We start from the raw sequence: 15,288 nt of genomic DNA, 5'->3' as shown, positions 1-15,288 counted from the left end.
TGCGTGCAGAATCCGGAACGCCCCGTTGGATTCTTTTTACGAGAAGGAACGCCAGACGGGACGGACTGAATCGCTTTCCTCGCAAAGGTAGTTTCAATGAGCAGTACCCAAAGCTCCAATGGCCTCGAACAGGGGCTCAAACCGCGTCATGTGACCATGCTGTCGATCGCCGGGGTGATCGGTGCAGGTCTGTTCGTAGGCTCCGGCCACGCCATCGCCGCCGCCGGTCCCGCTGTTCTGCTGGCGTACGCCGCTGCTGGCGCGCTGGTTGTACTGGTGATGCGCATGCTCGGCGAAATGGCTGTTGCTTCGCCTGACACCGGCTCCTTCTCGACTTATGCTGACCGCGCCATCGGCCATTGGGCCGGTTTCACCATCGGCTGGCTGTACTGGTGGTTCTGGGTACTGGTGATCCCGCTGGAGGCCAACGCCGCCGCGACCATCCTGCACGCCTGGTTCCCGAGCGTGGAAATCTGGGCCTTCGCGCTGATCATCACCATGCTGCTGACGGTGACCAACCTGTTCAGCGTGAAAAACTACGGTGAGTTCGAATTCTGGTTCGCCCTGCTCAAAGTCGTGGCGATCATCGGTTTCATCATCCTCGGTATCGCGGCCATTTTCGGCTTCCTGCCGAACAGCCAGGTCAGCGGCGTTTCGCACATCTTCGACACCCAGGGCTTCCTGCCAAACGGCATGGGCGCGGTGTTGGGCGCGATCCTGACCACCATGTTCTCCTTCATGGGTACCGAGATCGTGACCATCGCGGCCGCGGAATCGAAGAACCCTGGCAAGCAGATCTCCAAGGCCACCAACTCGGTGATCTGGCGGATCGGCCTGTTCTACCTCGTATCGATCTTCATCGTTGTGGCCCTGGTGCCATGGAACGACCCGGTTCTGGCGAGCCTCGGCTCCTACCAGACTGTGCTTGAGCGCATGGGCATCCCGAACGCCAAGATGATCGTCGACATCGTGGTACTGGTCGCGGTGACAAGCTGCCTGAACTCGGCGCTGTACACCTCGTCGCGCATGCTGTTCTCCCTCGGCAAGCGTGGCGATGCGCCTGCCATGGCAACCCGCACCAACAAGAGCGGCACCCCTTACTGGGCGGTGATGCTGTCCACTGGCGCGGCGTTCCTGTGCACCTTCGCCAACTACGTGGCCCCGGCTGCGGTGTTCGAGTTCCTGCTGGCCAGCTCCGGCGCCATCGCGCTGCTGGTGTACCTGGTGATCGCGATTTCGCAACTGCGCATGCGTAAACAACGCATGGCTCGCGGCGAAAAAATCGTCTTCAGCATGTGGCTGTTCCCGGGCCTGACCTACGCGGTGATCGCCTTCATCGTGGCAGCCCTGACCATCATGCTGTTCCAGGACGCCCACCGTGTGGAAATCCTCGCGACCGGCCTGCTGAGTCTGGTCGTTGTGGCGACCGGTCTGTTGGTCGCTCGCCGTCGCAAGGCGGAAAACCGTGGTGCGCCGGTTCTGAACTGATCCGTATCGCGTAATGCAAAACGGCCGCTGTCAGTGATGACAAGCGGCCGTTTTTGTTACTGAGCGGGGTTTATTCGCTCTTCTCTTCCGGCGCATCCAGCGACTGGCCGTAGGTGTCCAGCGCAATCCCGAAGTCGGTGATGAACTGCGGTTCGCTCAGCCAGGCCTGGGCGGTCTCGCGGTCCATGCCGTCGGCCCACATGCGGTAGTCGATCAGCATGTCGGCGGCCAGGTGGGTGGCGGCCATGCCTTCGTTGTCGGCGTTTTCCATGTCCAGCAGTTCAGGATGATCAACGATGATGAACGCCAGCTCCCGCAGCAGCGTCAGCAGCATGTCGTTGCGGCTGACGGCTTCGGCGTCGCGCATCTTGCTGAACATCGCCAGGGTGTATTCCGGGATCGGCTCGGCCAGGTGACCGAGGTCATCGTCCTGGGCCAGAGGTTTGCGGCCGACCATGCGGATCTGCTTGGCTTTGGCCTTGGCGCGTTTGGCGCGTTTCTGCTGCTTGTTCAGGGATGCCATGGGGACTCAGTTTTTCTGTTGGGTTTGTGCGGCGATTGCGTCGGACGCGGCCACATAGTCTTTCTGGAAGGCAGGCGATTCAATCCACGCCAGGGCACCGGCCTCGTCGGTCTCGGTGGACCACTGGCGGTACTCGATCAGCGCGGCGAGGATGAAGTCCATCGCACCTTCTTCGCCTTCCTGTTCGTACACCAGTTCCAGCAACGGGTCTTCGAGGAACGCAGCGCACATGGCCTGCTGGCTGATCTTCTCGGCGTCGATCATTTTCTTGAACAGCTCGGTCAGGTCCACCGATTCGAAATCGATGCGGTCGTCGTTCGGGTCCAGCTCGACTGGCGCTTCCGCACGTTTGGTGCGGTTCTGCTTGGCCTTGGTCTTGGCCCGGGCGGCACGTTTTTGCTGCTTGTTGGCGGAAGCCATGGTGTGTGTTCCGTGGTGCGTTGGAGGGGCTCAGCTGCACGGTACTTGCCGCCCCGGTGTGTCGGGGGCCAGTGCGCCGGTTTGCAGCCAGGTCAGAGCGATGGGCCATAGTGTGGCTTGGTATGCGCTGCGAAAAAAGGCGAAATGTCCGACTTCTTGTTCGCCGATGTCCTGGGGTTCGATTCGCAGGTGGGTCTTTTGCGCACTGTCGAAGTAATCGAGCAGGCGTTCGGTTGCCGGAATGGTCCCGTAAGGATCGTCGCCGATACTGATTGCCAGGGTGTTTGCGTGGACCTTGGAGAAGGGCAGGCGGTCGTTTTTCGCCAGCATCGCCCGACCGCTCGGACGCTGCTCATAACGTGCGCCAGGCGTGCTCCAGTCGCGCACCACGCCCGCGGGCGTGTCTTCCAGCCAGCCGAGGCGTTTGCCCGGAAAGTAGCCACAGAACAGCGTGACCAGCGGCATCAGCAGATGCCATTTGCCGAACATCCGCCAGCGGTGTTCCGGTGCGTAATCGCGCCAGTAAGCGAACTGCGCGCCGACCGTAACCAATCGTCGGATTACCTGTCCGGAGGCCCCCAGCCCCGCCGCACAACCACCGAAGCTGTGCCCGACCACATCGATCGGCTGACCGGGAAACTCCCTCTGAGCGCGTTTGAGCATCGTCTCGAAATCCAGCACGCCCCAATCCGTCCACGAAGCCTGCAAATGCCTCATCGACTTCGGGCGCGATTCACCAATGCCCCGGTAGTCATAAATGATCACGTCGAAACCGTTGGCGAACAGGTACGCGGCGAAGCGCGAATAGTGACGGCAGCGCACAGAAGTGGCGGCGTTGATGATCACCACCGGGCGCTGTGGGTCGGGCGAAGCGTGGCGCCAGGTGAAACCACCAAGGCGATAGCCATCGGCGGCGGGCTCCTGAAAGGGTGCGTCCTGAACATCGCTTGCGAGCGCGGTTCTGTTCCGGGCATCTTCCAGTGCGTGCGTCTCTTGAAAACCCATGGCTCTCGACCTTCGCGGAGTAGCTGCCAACGATAGTCTCAGGCGGCTCCGTGAACAATCCGTCGTCGGTTAATCATCCGGCTGATCAATCAAGCGTTCTTCCAGCAGCGTGTGTTCCCGGTTTAGCTCCGCTCGTAATTCCTCTTCGCTCGGCAGCACCAGTTTGTAGCTGCTGGCGAACAGTTGTTCATTGCCCTTGAGGATTGTGTAGCGCGCAACCGATTCATTTTGTTGTGCACAGAGAATGATCCCCACCGTAGGCCCGTCGCCCTCACTGCATTTCAGGTCGTCGTACATGCGTATGTACATGTCCATCTGTCCCACGTCCCGAGCGCTGAGTTTGCCGCGCTTCAGATCCAGGATGACGAAGCATTTGAGCAGATAGTTGTAGAACACCAGGTCGATGTAAAAATCATCGTCTCCAGCACTGATGCGTTGCTGACGGCCGACAAAAGCGAAGCCCTTGCCCAGTTCGAGGAGAAAACCCTGGAGCTGATCGATCAAGGCCTGTTCCAGTTCTGACTCCTGAAGCTTGCCCGGTGATGGCAGGCCGAGAAATTCCAGAAGGACGGGGTCGCGGATGAATTCCCGGGGATTGCTTTTCATCGCGGCAATGTTGGTCGCTGCCTCTGCATAGACGTCGGTTCTGTCTCGGCTCATCAACAGACGTTCGTAGTAGAGCGTGTTGATCTGGCGATCCAGGGCGCGGCTTGACCAGTTTTGCGTGGCGGCTTCGTTCATGTACCACTGGCGGGCTGATTCGCTTTCTATCCCCAATAGCTTGCGATAGTGGGTCCAGCTCAATTCGTGACGCAGTGCGTCACGAATTGGAAATGCCTGATAAAACAAACGCATGTAGCGAAGGTTTGAAGAATCGAAGCCTTTCCCAAAGTCCGCAGTCAGTTCTTTTGCCAACGTAGCCAGAAGTTGTTTTCCATACCCCGCCCGCCGGGCCCCCTGTTGTTCGAACTCGACAATATGTCGCCCGATCTGCCAGCAGGTCTGGACCTGAATCGTGTCGACCGTTCGCAGCACTTTCTGCCGCGCCTGGCGTATCAGGTCACCCAGATCGCCCAACAGCGAATCGAATTTTGGATCTTGCGTATCAGCAGGTTCAAGTTGGCTCATCAGGTCTTCCGGCTCAGGAGAAACAGAAGCAAGAGCATGCCAATAACTCACGGACTGGCGATGCCGGCCGTGTCTGGCTCAAACGAAGGAAGGGGGGACGGGGTTTGCAAGATACGACCGACGAAGATAGCGATTGAGGAATACAACGCGTAGTCCTTTTCGTACCCGCTCCAAGTTCCAATCAATCTAAAACCCGTCCCGCTCAGCAAAATCTAAACAGGAGTAACGATTGGGTTCTGCGAGAACCCGGGAGTACTCATCATGAAACGCGTCATTTCATTCATGCTGCCGGTCGCTGCAGTGGCTGTTCTGATGTTCCCGCTCATGGCGCAGGCGAGCAGCGCCGAGCCGATCGACAGTGCCGGTGTGCAAGTCCAGCAACAACAGCAAAACGGTATCAATTACCTGTCCGGAGGGATTGGCCTGGACGAGTCGCGAGCCATTCAGCAAGCCGCCGGCTACAACCTGCACATGACCTTCTCCGTCGGCGCACAAAATCTGTACACCTCGGACGTCGACCTGGTTGTCCAGAAAGCGACAGGACAACCGGTGCTGAACCTGAGTCAGATCGGGCCGCTGGTCTATGCGCAACTGCCGCCAGGCAAATACACCGTGGTTGCCACGCGCAATGGTGAGGTGCGGCGGGACGTTGCCAATGTTGGCAGCGGCGGGGCAAGTAACCTGGTGTTCCATTGGGACTGGCATCAATAAGGCAGGCGAGGGCGGGGTTCGGCGGGCGATAGCCGGTACAATCCCGCCCTTCTTTTTTTGATTGCAAGGATTTGGCTTTGAAATGGATTTTGCGTGCGGGCTTGTTGGCGGCCCTCGTACCGGAGCTGGTTGGTTGTGGAACCATGATCGGGCGCGTGAGCAACGGAATGTCCGATGTGGATTACTACAAGGGCGTCGACGGAAACCTGCAATTGCTTGGCGTGAGAGGGAAAGAAAGCAAGCCCGCCGCGATCATCTGTTACTTCATGATTGTGTGCCCGCTGATCACGGTTGTCTCACTGCCGGTCGACGCTGTGCTCGATACGGTTTTACTTCCGGTTGACTACGTCAATACGCTCTAGGTCCGGTCTTGGTGTTACTAATCAGCGCGCCTGTGTTTGTGTTTTTTCACAGGCCCGCGCACCTTGCGATAGATCCGGAACCCATACAGCGAAACGCCCAGCAACAACAGGGGGACAAGGCTTTGCCCGGCGACCTCGAACCAATACCGCCGTGGCTGCTGGGCCAGAGTGTAAGTCGTGCGCGGGCCGCGATTGGTTGTGGTGATCGAGCCACTGATCAGGCTGTCGATGATCATGTAAATCGACGCGCCAATGGCGAACGTTATCAACAGCCCGACAAGAAGCGTCAGCCAGAACGAAGCCCGGCTCTGGCGATAGGGTGGTGGATGGGGTAGGGGGACGCGGGTTCTTTTCTGGTTCATCGACTGGATGACCCTCTTCCGTAAGGGCTGGGAAAAATATCGCGAATTCCGGCCTGCAAGAAGCGCGGGATCCAGCCTCCATCAAATCGCAGGCATAAAAAAACCCTGAATCTTGCGATTCAGGGTTTTCGGTATTTGGTGCCCAGAGACGGAATCGAACCGCCGACACGGGGATTTTCAATCCCCTGCTCTACCGACTGAGCTATCTGGGCAACGGGGCGCATTAAAAGGGTTTTTCGGATTTACGTCAAACACTTTTTTAAAATTTCTTAAATTAATTCCGTCGCTTACGATCCGACCCCCGATTTTCGGGGGTTATTCCGCTGGCGGCACGTAGCCTTCCGCCTGGGCGTATTCCTCGCCGGAGAAGTACTTGTCCATTTCGCCCTGCAGAAATTTGCGATCTTCGGCGTTCATCATGTTCAGGCGTTTTTCGTTGATCAGCAGGGTCTGGTGTTTCTGCCAGTCGGCCCAGGCCTTGGCCGAGACGTGTTCGAAGATGTCCTGGCCCTTGGCGCCCGGGTACGGTGGGCGCTCCAGACCTTCGAGTTGTTCTTTGTACTTGCGGCACATTACGGTGCGGGTCATGTCGACTCTCCTGCATTCAAGACGGCGGCCGCGCGTTCGAGCAAGGTTTTGACCGGGGCGGCGAGGCCCAGGCGCGGCGGGGTGGCGAGGTTATACCAGAGCCAGTCGGCCTCGGCCACGTGACCGCCGGCTTCCTGCACCTGAACCAGCCAGGGTTCGATGGACAGCTGGAAATGGCTGAAGGTGTGGACAAGGCTCGGCAGCGCCTGCTGCTCGCCGAGTTCCAGCGAGTGCTGCGCGGCGAGGTGTTGCAGGTCGTCGAGGTCGTCGAGTTCCGGCAGGCTCCACAAACCGCCCCACAATCCGCTGGAGGGGCGGCGATAAAGCAGAATCGCGCCCTCCTCGTTGGCCAGCAGCGGCATCAGCGTGCGTTTCTGCGGGATGGCTTTACGCGGCTTGGGAATCGGGTAGCGCGTCTCCAGACCGAGCATATGCGCTTCGCAGCCCTTCTCCAGTGGACACAGCAGGCAGCTCGGTTTGCTGCGGGTGCACAGCGTGGCGCCCAGATCCATCATCGCCTGGGTGTAGGCGTTGACCCGATCCTGCGGCGTGAAGCGTTCTGCGTTGGCCCACAGCTGTTTGGCGACCTTTGGCTCGCCGGGGTAGCCCTCCTGCGCAGTAAAGCGCGCCAGCACCCGTTTGACGTTGCCGTCGAGGATCGGTGCGCGCAGACCCATGCTGATACTGGCAATCGCGCCAGCGGTGGACAGGCCGATGCCCGGCAAATCCGTGAGCTTCTCGACATCACGGGGAAACTCGCCGCCGTACTGGCTGACGACGATCTTCGCGGTCTTCTGCAAATTGCGCGCGCGGGTGTAGTAACCCAGGCCCGTCCACAGGTGCAGCACTTCGTCCTCCGGCGCTTCGGCCAGGGCTTCGACCGTCGGCAACGCAGCCATGAACCGGTCGAAGTAATTGAGCACGGTGCTGACCTGGGTTTGCTGCAACATGATCTCGGACACCCACACCCGGTATGGGTTGATGTTCTGTTGCCAAGGCAAATCATGGCGGCCGTGGCGGTCGAACCATTCCAGCACCGCCGTGGAAAACTGCTCCGCTCTCATCGCTTGAACAGCCCCTTCAATGCGTTTTTCAGTTCAGGGCTGACTTTGTCGCCCAGTTTCTCTTCGATTTTTTCGCTGAGTTTGTCGCCGGCCATTTTGGTCGCGACCTGGCCGAGCCGCTCGTTATCCACACGGCAAGCCTTGGCACCGAGCTCCAGCGGGCCACGGCAGCGCAGCGGCCACTCGATGCCGACGAATTTGTCGCCGACCTGACAGGCCGGGTCCGGCATGGCGCTGGTGTCGCCTTCGACGATGATGCCGACGCGATAGTCCATGCCCAGCACTTTCAGGTCGATGTCGCCGTCACCGTTGACGGTCATGCCCGGGATCCGCACTTTCAGGTCCGGGTTGTTGGCGACGCCGTTGCGGAAGGTCAGGTTGCCCTTGAGCTCCTGAAACGGCGTGTCCTTGCCGCGTGGCTCGCCGCTCAGGGATTTGCGGTTGAGCGTGGCGATGCCTTTGCACAGTTGCTGTTCAAGGTTGGCATTGAGCAACACGCCGTTGTTGATCACGAAACTGGCATTGCCGTTGAGGGTGTCGATCAACGCCTGTTGGCTGTTGCCGCTACCGGTGACAGTGCTGGTGAGGTTTACCAGACCTTTGACCGGTGGATTCTTGCCCTGGCTTTCGAGGATTTTTTCCACCGGTACGCGGTTGATCCGGGTTTGCAGATTCAGCACTGGCGCGGTCTGGCGTACATCCAGCGTGCCCTTGGCTTCGAAGTCGCCGTTGTACAGCTCGCCGCGCAGGTTCTCCAGGGTCAGCAGGCCGCCCTGGCCGGTGGCTTTCAGTGCAGCGTTCTGGATCGGCAACTTGTCGAGGGTCAACTGGCCGAAGGTCAGGTCGGCGTTCACGTCCAGTTTGCTCAGGCGCTCCACCGGAAACAGTCGCTCGGTGCTCCAGGCACTTTTGCTCGGTTTGTCCGGCAGCGGGGTGCTGCCGGCGCCGGCCATGGCATCGGCTTCGGTGCTGGCGACTTCGGTCTGACGTGCCTGGGTGGCGCTGGTGGCTTTTTCCGATTTTGGCGGCAGGTAGCGGTCGACGTTGAAAGTGTCGGCCTTGAGGATCGCCCGCAGCGATTGCTTGGCGAAATCTTCGACGGCGATGCGACCGCTGAAGCTGCTGTCGTCGAGTTTCAGGTTGATGTTGTCCAGCGCCACGCTGGTGGGCGTGGCAGACACGCGGCTGACCAGCTCGACCTTGCTCAGGCTGCCTTCGGCCATCGCCGGCAGGGTCTGGCCGATGCTGTCGACGAATTTCGCCAGATCGAACTGGGCGATGGAAATCCCGCCGGTGATCTGCGGGGTCTTGTCGAGATCGTTGGCCTTCAGCTCACCCAAGGCACGCAACTGGTTGGCGGAGATCTTGATCCCGGTCCATTCGGCGACGTTCGCAGCCTTGTCCAGCAGCATCTGCCCCTGGGCGGAGAACGTCATGGCCTTGCCTTGCAGTGGATCGCCGGTCAGTTCGCCGGACAGCTTCAAGTCTTCGAACTTGTAGCGTTGCAGGGCGCGCTCGATGCGCAACTCGCCATTGAGCTCGGTGCGTACTCGCAACACGGGCTGATTGGTGCTGAGGAACGCCGTGGCTTTCAGCGGAATGTTGGTTGAATCGTGTACCGCGCCGGTGCTCAGCTGGATGCTTTCGGCACTGAACTGCTTGCCGGTCTGCTCGTCGTTGTATTCAACCCGGGCGTTGTTGACGGTCAGGCTATCGATGTCGAGGCGGATCGGCTGCGGCGGTTTCTCCGGCTGGGCAGGCGTTTCGGCAACCGGCTCGCCAGCGGCAACCGGCGGGGTGCTGCCCGGCGCAGGCGCTGCGGCAGGCAGCTTGCCGATGTCTTCCCAGTTGCCGTGACCGTTCTTGTCACGGTTCAGGCGCAGGTTCAGGCCTTCGACACGCACATCGCTCATCTGCACTTCGCGGCGCAACAGTGGCAGCACGCGCACGGACAGGCCGAGCATCTGCAGATCGGCAAACGGTTCGGCGGGCTTGATCAGGGTGGCGACGCTGGCCTCGTGCAATTCCAGGCCGAGCCACGGGAACAGGCTCCAGCCGATATCGCCATTGAGCGTCAGCTCGATGTGGGCCTTGTCGCGGGCTATCTGGCGGATCTCGTCTTTGTAGTCGTTGGGATCGAAGAGGTGGGTCAGGGCGAAGCCCGCCGCCACAATGATCAGCAACAGCCCGAGAAGTACCAGACCCAGGATTTTGCCGAACGCTTTCATGGGCGAGTCCTTGTAGTTAGTCGAATTCGTAATTTAGCCGGGGAGTATAGCGCTGCATAACCCCGCGCTGGTGCGGCGTCCTGAGGAACCTGTTGATCCGCGACGTGCAGCGCTTCGACAACGGTCGGCAGGAGGGTTCCCCGGTCACAGGAGATCAGATGACTCAAAAAAGGTGATATCAGTTTGGTTTTTCTGTCACGTGCAGATGGTAACCTTCGCCCGTTCGTCCGCCCTTCTGCGACTTTTGGTCGCGCCTCAAGGAGCTTCACCCACCAACACGGTCATGCCTGCGTGCATAAAGGCCGGGGGTGAGCAGTGGCTGGCGAACCATACTAATAATTGGGGGATACACAATGAGCACGAGCATTACGGCGGACGGCCTCAGCGCCGCCCAGCCTGCGTTCCTGTCCAAGGAACGCATCATCGCCAAGCCCGGTTTCAACCGCTGGCTGGTACCACCGGCCGCTCTGGCCATTCACCTGTGCATCGGCATGGCCTACGGTTTTTCCGTGTTCTGGCTGCCGTTGTCCAAGGCGCTGGGCATCACCGCTCCGGTGGCTTGCGCGCCGGACATGAGCTTCATCGCACAAGTCTTCTCGTCGCAATGCGACTGGCCGATCTCCATGCTCGGCTGGATCTACACCCTGTTCTTCATCTTCCTCGGCTGCTCGGCAGCGATCTGGGGTGGCTGGCTCGAACACGCCGGCCCGCGCAAGGCCGGTGTGGTCTCGGCACTGTGCTGGTGTGGCGGACTGCTGATCTCGGCGTTGGGTATTTATACCCACCAGATCTGGCTGATGTGGATCGGCTCCGGCGTGATCGGCGGTATCGGTCTGGGCCTGGGCTACATCTCGCCGGTGTCGACCCTGATCAAATGGTTCCCGGACAAGCGCGGCATGGCCACCGGCATGGCGATCATGGGCTTCGGTGGTGGCGCGATGGTCGGTGCGCCACTGGCGACCGCTCTGATGAGCCATTTCGCTTCGCCGGCTGACGTGGGCGTGTGGCAGAGCTTTGTGGCCATGGCCGCGATCTACTTCGTGTTCATGATCGGTGGTGCGCTGTCGTACCGCGTCCCGCCGACCGGCTGGAAGCCTGAAGGCTGGACCGCGCCAGCGAAGAAAGCGTCGAATGCGATGATCACCCACCGTCACGTACACGTGAATGTGGCGTGGAAAACCCCGCAATTCCGTCTGGTGTGGCTGGTGCTGTGCCTGAACGTGTCCGCCGGTATCGGCATCCTCGGCATGGCTTCGCCACTGTTGCAGGAAGTGTTCGGCGGCAAGCTGCTGGGCAATGATCTGCCGTTCGGTCAGCTGGATGCCGGGCAACTGGCGTCGATCGCAGCGATTGCGGCCGGTTTCACTGGTCTGCTGAGCCTGTTCAACATCGGCGGCCGGTTCTTCTGGGCGTCGTTCTCGGACTACCTGGGTCGCAAGAACACCTACTTCGTGTTCTTCGCGCTGGGCTTTGCGCTGTACGCGCTGATTCCGAACCTCGGCCATCTGGGCAACGTTGCGCTGTTCGTGGCGGCGTTCTGCATCATCCTGTCGATGTACGGCGGTGGCTTCGCAACCGTTCCGGCCTATCTGGCCGACCTGTTCGGCACGCAGATGGTCGGTGCGATCCACGGTCGTCTGCTGACAGCATGGGCTGCTGCTGGCGTGCTGGGTCCGGTGCTGGTGAACTACCTGCGTGAGTATCAACTGAGCATCGGCGTTGAACGCGCGGCGGCTTACGACATCACCCTGTACATCCTCGCCGGCCTGCTGGTGCTGGGTTTCCTGTGCAACCTGCTGGTACGTCCGGTGGCAGACAAGTACTTCATGACCGACGCCGAACTGGCTGCCGAGCAGGCGCTGGGCCACGACAAGGGTGCTGACAGCAGCACCGTGCTTGAGTGGAAAGCCGCGCCGGGCAGCAAGCCGTTGGCGGTTGCTGCGTGGCTGGCGGTCGGGATTCCGTTGGCGTGGGGTGTGTGGGTGACCCTGCAGAAGACTGCGGTGCTGTTCCACTAAGTAAAACGTCGTAACCCTGTGGGAGCGAGCCTGCTCGCGATAGCGGTCTGACAGTCGACAGTGATGTTGAATGTGCGGCCCTCATCGCGAGCAAGCTCGCTCCCACAGTTGTTTTGGGCTGTCCGAAATGGCTTGTATGGACATGTCTATCCCCGACAGTACGGGCTTCTATCCGTCTGCCATATCACGTCTCGTGTTTCTGTTTCGGCCCCGCGCCCCTATAATGGCTGCCTTTTTCGCCCAATGATTTTGCGGAGCTGGTGATGGCCGAACGTAAGGCGTCTGTCGAGCGCGACACTCTGGAAACCCAGATCAAAGCCTCGATCAACCTTGATGGCACCGGAAAGGCCCGATTCGATATCGGTGTTCCTTTTCTTGAGCACATGCTGGATCAGATCGCCCGTCACGGGTTGATCGACCTGGATATCCAATGCAAGGGCGATCTGCATATCGACGACCACCATACCGTGGAAGACGTCGGTATCACTCTCGGCCAGGCCTTCGCACAAGCCATCGGCGACAAGAAAGGCATCCGTCGCTACGGCCATGCCTACGTGCCGCTCGATGAAGCGCTGTCGCGCGTAGTGATCGACTTCTCCGGCCGTCCGGGCCTGCAGATGCACGTGCCGTACACCCGCGCCACCGTCGGCGGCTTCGACGTCGACCTGTTCCAGGAATTCTTCCAGGGCTTCGTCAACCACGCGCTGGTCAGCCTGCACATCGACAACCTGCGTGGCACCAACACTCACCACCAGATCGAAACCGTGTTCAAGGCTTTCGGCCGCGCGCTGCGCATGGCCGTCGAACTGGACGACCGCATGGCCGGCCAGATGCCTTCGACCAAGGGCGTGCTGTAATGCAGACGGTTGCGGTAATCGACTACGGCATGGGCAACCTGCACTCGGTGGCCAAGGCCCTCGAGCACGTTGGCGCCGGCAAGGTGCTGATCACCAGCGATGCGGACGTGATCCGCGAAGCCGACCGCGTGGTGTTCCCCGGCGTCGGCGCGATTCGCGATTGCATGGCGGAGATCCGTCGCCTCGGTTTCGATTCGCTGGTACGTGAAGTCAGCCAGGATCGCCCGTTCCTCGGCATCTGCGTCGGCATGCAAGCCTTGCTTGACACCAGCGAAGAGAACGACGGCGTCGACTGCATCGGCCTGTTCCCGGGCGCGGTGAAGTTCTTCGGCAAAGACCTGCATGAAGACGGCGAGCACCTGAAAGTCCCGCACATGGGCTGGAACGAAGTGAAGCAGTCGGTGGATCACCCGCTGTGGCACAACATTCCGGACCTGGCGCGTTTCTACTTCGTGCACAGCTACTACATCGCCGCCGGTAACCCGCGGCAGGTGGTCGGCAGCGGTCATTACGGTGTCGATTTCGCCGCGGCGCTGGCCGAAGGTTCGCGTTTCGCCGTGCAGTTCCACCCGGAGAAGAGCCATACCCATGGCCTGCAATTGCTGCAGAACTTCGCTGCGTGGGATGGTCGCTGGTAAATGGCCGTCAAGAAATCCAAGCCGCCGATCCTGACCCTCACGCCCGAGCAGGAAAGCGACGCCAATCGCAAGATCCAGCGGTTCATGGAGGATCGTTTCGAACTGGACCTGGGTTCGTTCGAGGCGGCGGAAATTCTTGAGCTGTTTACCCGCGAAATTGCTCCGCACTATTACAACAGGGCGATTTTCGATGTGCAGACCCACCTCAAGGAGCGGTTTGAAAGCATCGAAAGCGACCTGTGGGCGCTCGAGAAAAACTGATTTCCGAGCCAAGCTGAACATTCAAATTTGAAGGTTTGCCAGATGCTGATTATTCCCGCTATCGATCTCAAAGACGGTGCCTGCGTACGTCTGCGCCAGGGCCGCATGGAAGATTCCACAGTGTTCTCCGATGACCCGGTGAGCATGGCTGCCAAGTGGGTGGAGGGCGGTTGCCGTCGTCTGCATCTGGTCGACCTGAACGGCGCTTTCGAAGGCCAACCGGTCAACGGCGAAGTGGTGACCGCCATCGCCAAGCGCTACCCGACCCTGCCGATCCAGATCGGCGGCGGCATCCGTTCGCTGGAAACCATCGAACACTACGTCAAGGCCGGCGTGAGCTACGTGATCATCGGCACCAAAGCGGTGAAGGATCCGGCGTTCGTCGCGGAAGCCTGCCGTGCGTTCCCGGGCAAGATCATCGTCGGTCTGGATGCCAAGGACGGTTTTGTCGCCACCGATGGCTGGGCTGAAATCAGCACCGTGCAGGTCATCGACCTGGCCAAACAGTTTGAAGCAGACGGCGTGTCCTCGATCGTTTATACCGACATCGCCAAAGACGGCATGATGCAGGGCTGCAACGTACCGTTCACCGCTGCGCTGGCTGCTGCCACCAAGATCCCGGTGATCGCGTCCGGCGGCATTCACAACCTGGGTGACATCAAGTCGCTGCTCGACGCCAAGGCGCCAGGCATCATCGGCGCCATCACCGGCCGGGCGATCTACGAAGGCACTCTCGACGTCGCCGAAGCGCAAGCTTTCTGCGACTCGTACCAAGGCTGAGGACTGACCATGGCGCTGGCCAAACGCATCATCCCTTGCCTGGACGTGGACAACGGCCGGGTCGTCAAAGGTGTGAAGTTCGAGAACATCCGTGACGCCGGCGACCCGGTGGAAATCGCCCGACGCTACGACGAGCAGGGTGCCGACGAGATTACCTTTCTCGACATCACCGCCAGTGTCGATGGTCGTGACACCACGCTGCATACCGTCGAGCGCATGGCCAGCCAGGTGTTCATTCCGCTGACCGTCGGCGGCGGCGTGCGGACCGTGCAGGACATTCGCAATCTGCTCAATGCCGGTGCGGACAAGGTGTCGATCAACACCGCTGCCGTGTTCAACCCGGAATTCGTCGGCGAAGCGGCGCAGCATTTCGGCTCGCAATGCATCGTCGTCGCCATCGACGCGAAGAAGGTCTCGGGCCCGGGCGAAACCCCGCGCTGGGAAATCTTCACCCACGGCGGTCGCAAGCCGACCGGTCTCGACGCGGTCGAGTGGGCGAAGAAAATGGAAGGCCTGGGTGCCGGTGAAATCCTCCTGACCAGCATGGATCAGGACGGCATGAAAAACGGTTTCGACCTGGGTGTGACCCGCGCCATCAGCGATGCGCTGGGGATCCCGGTGATCGCTTCCGGTGGCGTCGGCAACCTGCAGCATCTGGCCGATGGCATCCTCGAAGGTCACGCCAGCGCTGTACTGGCGGCAAGTATTTTCCACTTCGGTGAATACACCGTTCAGGAAGCCAAGGCTTATATGGCGCACCGCGGCATCGTAATGCGTTAAACATCCATACAGGCCAGTGGACAGCATGGCGTACCCAAGGCACTCTTGGGCACGCCATGGATTTCGGTAGCCCGA

Annotated in this window: 17 protein-coding genes and 1 tRNA gene; 9 read left to right on the top strand and 9 right to left on the bottom strand. The window is 60.3% G+C overall.

From position 1 onward, the window contains the following. The first annotated feature begins 96 nt into the window (after window positions 1-96). On the top strand, window positions 97-1,488 hold the full coding sequence (gene gabP / locus AC1RR7_RS13270) for a GABA permease (protein ID WP_493157650.1): 1,392 nt from the start codon (window positions 97-99) through the stop codon (window positions 1,486-1,488). A 70-nt stretch (window positions 1,489-1,558) separates the two neighbouring features. Here the strand turns inward: gabP and AC1RR7_RS13265 are convergent, their stop codons facing one another. From AC1RR7_RS13265 to AC1RR7_RS13250, 4 genes are all read right to left on the bottom strand, one after another. Beyond that, window positions 1,559-2,011 (bottom strand): hypothetical protein, encoded by a 453-nt coding sequence (locus tag AC1RR7_RS13265; protein ID WP_102620620.1) that lies wholly within the window; start codon window positions 2,009-2,011, stop codon window positions 1,559-1,561. 6 nt (window positions 2,012-2,017) lie between these two features. Then, entirely contained in the window at window positions 2,018-2,431 is a 414-nt protein-coding gene (locus tag AC1RR7_RS13260; protein WP_096821942.1) for a hypothetical protein, read from the bottom strand. Between the two features lie 30 nt (window positions 2,432-2,461). After that, window positions 2,462-3,436: an alpha/beta hydrolase family protein gene (locus tag AC1RR7_RS13255; protein ID WP_493157647.1), complete on the bottom strand. Its 975-nt coding sequence runs from the start codon at window positions 3,434-3,436 to the stop codon at window positions 2,462-2,464. Window positions 3,437-3,505: 69 nt separating this feature from the next. Continuing rightward, window positions 3,506-4,564, bottom strand: a complete 1,059-nt coding sequence (locus AC1RR7_RS13250; protein WP_493157645.1) for a PDDEXK nuclease domain-containing protein — start codon at window positions 4,562-4,564, stop codon at window positions 3,506-3,508. Between the two features lie 261 nt (window positions 4,565-4,825). On the opposite strand from AC1RR7_RS13250, the gene AC1RR7_RS13245 reads away from it, so the two are divergent. Beyond that, window positions 4,826-5,275 carry a hypothetical protein gene (locus tag AC1RR7_RS13245; RefSeq protein WP_096821945.1) on the top strand — a complete coding sequence of 150 codons (450 nt, stop codon included), beginning with the start codon at window positions 4,826-4,828 and terminating at the stop codon, window positions 5,273-5,275. A gap of 77 nt (window positions 5,276-5,352) precedes the next feature. Further along, a complete protein-coding gene (locus AC1RR7_RS13240; protein ID WP_493157643.1) occupies window positions 5,353-5,637 on the top strand; it encodes a YceK/YidQ family lipoprotein in 285 nt (94 codons plus the stop codon). Between the two features lie 17 nt (window positions 5,638-5,654). On the opposite strand, the gene AC1RR7_RS13235 is transcribed toward AC1RR7_RS13240, so the two are convergent. The 5 genes from AC1RR7_RS13235 to AC1RR7_RS13215 all read right to left on the bottom strand — a co-directional run bounded on the left by AC1RR7_RS13235 (window position 5,655) and on the right by AC1RR7_RS13215 (window position 9,879). Next, window positions 5,655-5,999, bottom strand: a complete 345-nt coding sequence (locus AC1RR7_RS13235; RefSeq protein WP_192559542.1) for a hypothetical protein — start codon at window positions 5,997-5,999, stop codon at window positions 5,655-5,657. Between the two features lie 136 nt (window positions 6,000-6,135). Continuing rightward, a tRNA-Phe gene (locus AC1RR7_RS13230) sits at window positions 6,136-6,211 on the bottom strand. 103 nt (window positions 6,212-6,314) lie between these two features. Next, window positions 6,315-6,587, bottom strand: coding sequence for an oxidative damage protection protein (locus AC1RR7_RS13225; protein ID WP_007952551.1), 273 nt, complete (start codon window positions 6,585-6,587; stop codon window positions 6,315-6,317). Beyond that, the gene (gene mutY, locus AC1RR7_RS13220; RefSeq protein ID WP_102620624.1) at window positions 6,584-7,651 is read right to left on the bottom strand and encodes an A/G-specific adenine glycosylase; all 1,068 of its coding nucleotides are present in this window, start codon (window positions 7,649-7,651) and stop codon (window positions 6,584-6,586) included. The genes AC1RR7_RS13225 and mutY overlap by 4 nt, the downstream gene beginning before the upstream one ends. Next, window positions 7,648-9,879, bottom strand: coding sequence for an AsmA family protein (locus tag AC1RR7_RS13215; RefSeq protein ID WP_102620625.1), 2,232 nt, complete (start codon window positions 9,877-9,879; stop codon window positions 7,648-7,650). The genes mutY and AC1RR7_RS13215 overlap by 4 nt, the downstream gene beginning before the upstream one ends. A gap of 353 nt (window positions 9,880-10,232) precedes the next feature. Here AC1RR7_RS13215 and AC1RR7_RS13210 point away from each other — a divergent pair, with 353 nt between their 5' ends. From AC1RR7_RS13210 to hisF, 6 genes are all read left to right on the top strand, one after another. Beyond that, window positions 10,233-11,897 carry an OFA family MFS transporter gene (locus AC1RR7_RS13210; protein ID WP_493157640.1) on the top strand — a complete coding sequence of 555 codons (1,665 nt, stop codon included), beginning with the start codon at window positions 10,233-10,235 and terminating at the stop codon, window positions 11,895-11,897. A 263-nt stretch (window positions 11,898-12,160) separates the two neighbouring features. Next, window positions 12,161-12,754 carry an imidazoleglycerol-phosphate dehydratase HisB gene (gene hisB, locus AC1RR7_RS13205; RefSeq protein WP_085712764.1) on the top strand — a complete coding sequence of 198 codons (594 nt, stop codon included), beginning with the start codon at window positions 12,161-12,163 and terminating at the stop codon, window positions 12,752-12,754. Beyond that, window positions 12,754-13,392, top strand: coding sequence for an imidazole glycerol phosphate synthase subunit HisH (gene hisH, locus AC1RR7_RS13200; protein WP_085712765.1), 639 nt, complete (start codon window positions 12,754-12,756; stop codon window positions 13,390-13,392). Before hisB ends, hisH begins: the two co-directional genes overlap by 1 nt. After that, complete coding sequence (locus tag AC1RR7_RS13195; RefSeq protein WP_096821955.1) at window positions 13,393-13,653, top strand: DUF2164 domain-containing protein; 261 nt, start codon at window positions 13,393-13,395, stop codon at window positions 13,651-13,653. It abuts the gene before it with no gap. Window positions 13,654-13,695: 42 nt separating this feature from the next. Further along, window positions 13,696-14,433 (top strand): 1-(5-phosphoribosyl)-5-[(5-phosphoribosylamino)methylideneamino]imidazole-4-carboxamide isomerase, encoded by a 738-nt coding sequence (gene hisA / locus AC1RR7_RS13190; protein ID WP_003220753.1) that lies wholly within the window; start codon window positions 13,696-13,698, stop codon window positions 14,431-14,433. A 9-nt stretch (window positions 14,434-14,442) separates the two neighbouring features. Continuing rightward, window positions 14,443-15,213 carry an imidazole glycerol phosphate synthase subunit HisF gene (hisF, locus tag AC1RR7_RS13185; protein WP_007897430.1) on the top strand — a complete coding sequence of 257 codons (771 nt, stop codon included), beginning with the start codon at window positions 14,443-14,445 and terminating at the stop codon, window positions 15,211-15,213. Window positions 15,214-15,288: the final 75 nt, after the last annotated feature.

Source organism: Pseudomonas sp. GW821-FHT11G12 (assembly GCF_058808055.1).
This window is presented reverse-complemented; position numbering and strand designations above follow the sequence as displayed.

Bases quoted from the DNA above. Each gene is read 5' to 3' on its own strand.
- AC1RR7_RS13265 (WP_102620620.1), bottom strand. From the start codon at position 2,011: ATGGCATCCCTGAACAAGCAGCAGAAACGCGCCAAACGCGCCAAGGCC.
- hisH (WP_085712765.1), top strand. From the start codon at position 12,754: ATGCAGACGGTTGCGGTAATCGACTACGGCATGGGCAACCTGCACTCG.
- hisB (WP_085712764.1), top strand. From the start codon at position 12,161: ATGGCCGAACGTAAGGCGTCTGTCGAGCGCGACACTCTGGAAACCCAG.
- hisF (WP_007897430.1), top strand. From the start codon at position 14,443: ATGGCGCTGGCCAAACGCATCATCCCTTGCCTGGACGTGGACAACGGC.
- AC1RR7_RS13235 (WP_192559542.1), bottom strand. From the start codon at position 5,999: ATGAACCAGAAAAGAACCCGCGTCCCCCTACCCCATCCACCACCCTAT.
- AC1RR7_RS13255 (WP_493157647.1), bottom strand. From the start codon at position 3,436: ATGGGTTTTCAAGAGACGCACGCACTGGAAGATGCCCGGAACAGAACC.
- AC1RR7_RS13250 (WP_493157645.1), bottom strand. From the start codon at position 4,564: ATGAGCCAACTTGAACCTGCTGATACGCAAGATCCAAAATTCGATTCG.
- AC1RR7_RS13245 (WP_096821945.1), top strand. From the start codon at position 4,826: ATGAAACGCGTCATTTCATTCATGCTGCCGGTCGCTGCAGTGGCTGTT.
- AC1RR7_RS13215 (WP_102620625.1), bottom strand. From the start codon at position 9,879: ATGAAAGCGTTCGGCAAAATCCTGGGTCTGGTACTTCTCGGGCTGTTG.
- gabP (WP_493157650.1), top strand. From the start codon at position 97: ATGAGCAGTACCCAAAGCTCCAATGGCCTCGAACAGGGGCTCAAACCG.
- hisA (WP_003220753.1), top strand. From the start codon at position 13,696: ATGCTGATTATTCCCGCTATCGATCTCAAAGACGGTGCCTGCGTACGT.
- AC1RR7_RS13195 (WP_096821955.1), top strand. From the start codon at position 13,393: ATGGCCGTCAAGAAATCCAAGCCGCCGATCCTGACCCTCACGCCCGAG.
- AC1RR7_RS13225 (WP_007952551.1), bottom strand. From the start codon at position 6,587: ATGACCCGCACCGTAATGTGCCGCAAGTACAAAGAACAACTCGAAGGT.
- AC1RR7_RS13210 (WP_493157640.1), top strand. From the start codon at position 10,233: ATGAGCACGAGCATTACGGCGGACGGCCTCAGCGCCGCCCAGCCTGCG.
- AC1RR7_RS13260 (WP_096821942.1), bottom strand. From the start codon at position 2,431: ATGGCTTCCGCCAACAAGCAGCAAAAACGTGCCGCCCGGGCCAAGACC.
- mutY (WP_102620624.1), bottom strand. From the start codon at position 7,651: ATGAGAGCGGAGCAGTTTTCCACGGCGGTGCTGGAATGGTTCGACCGC.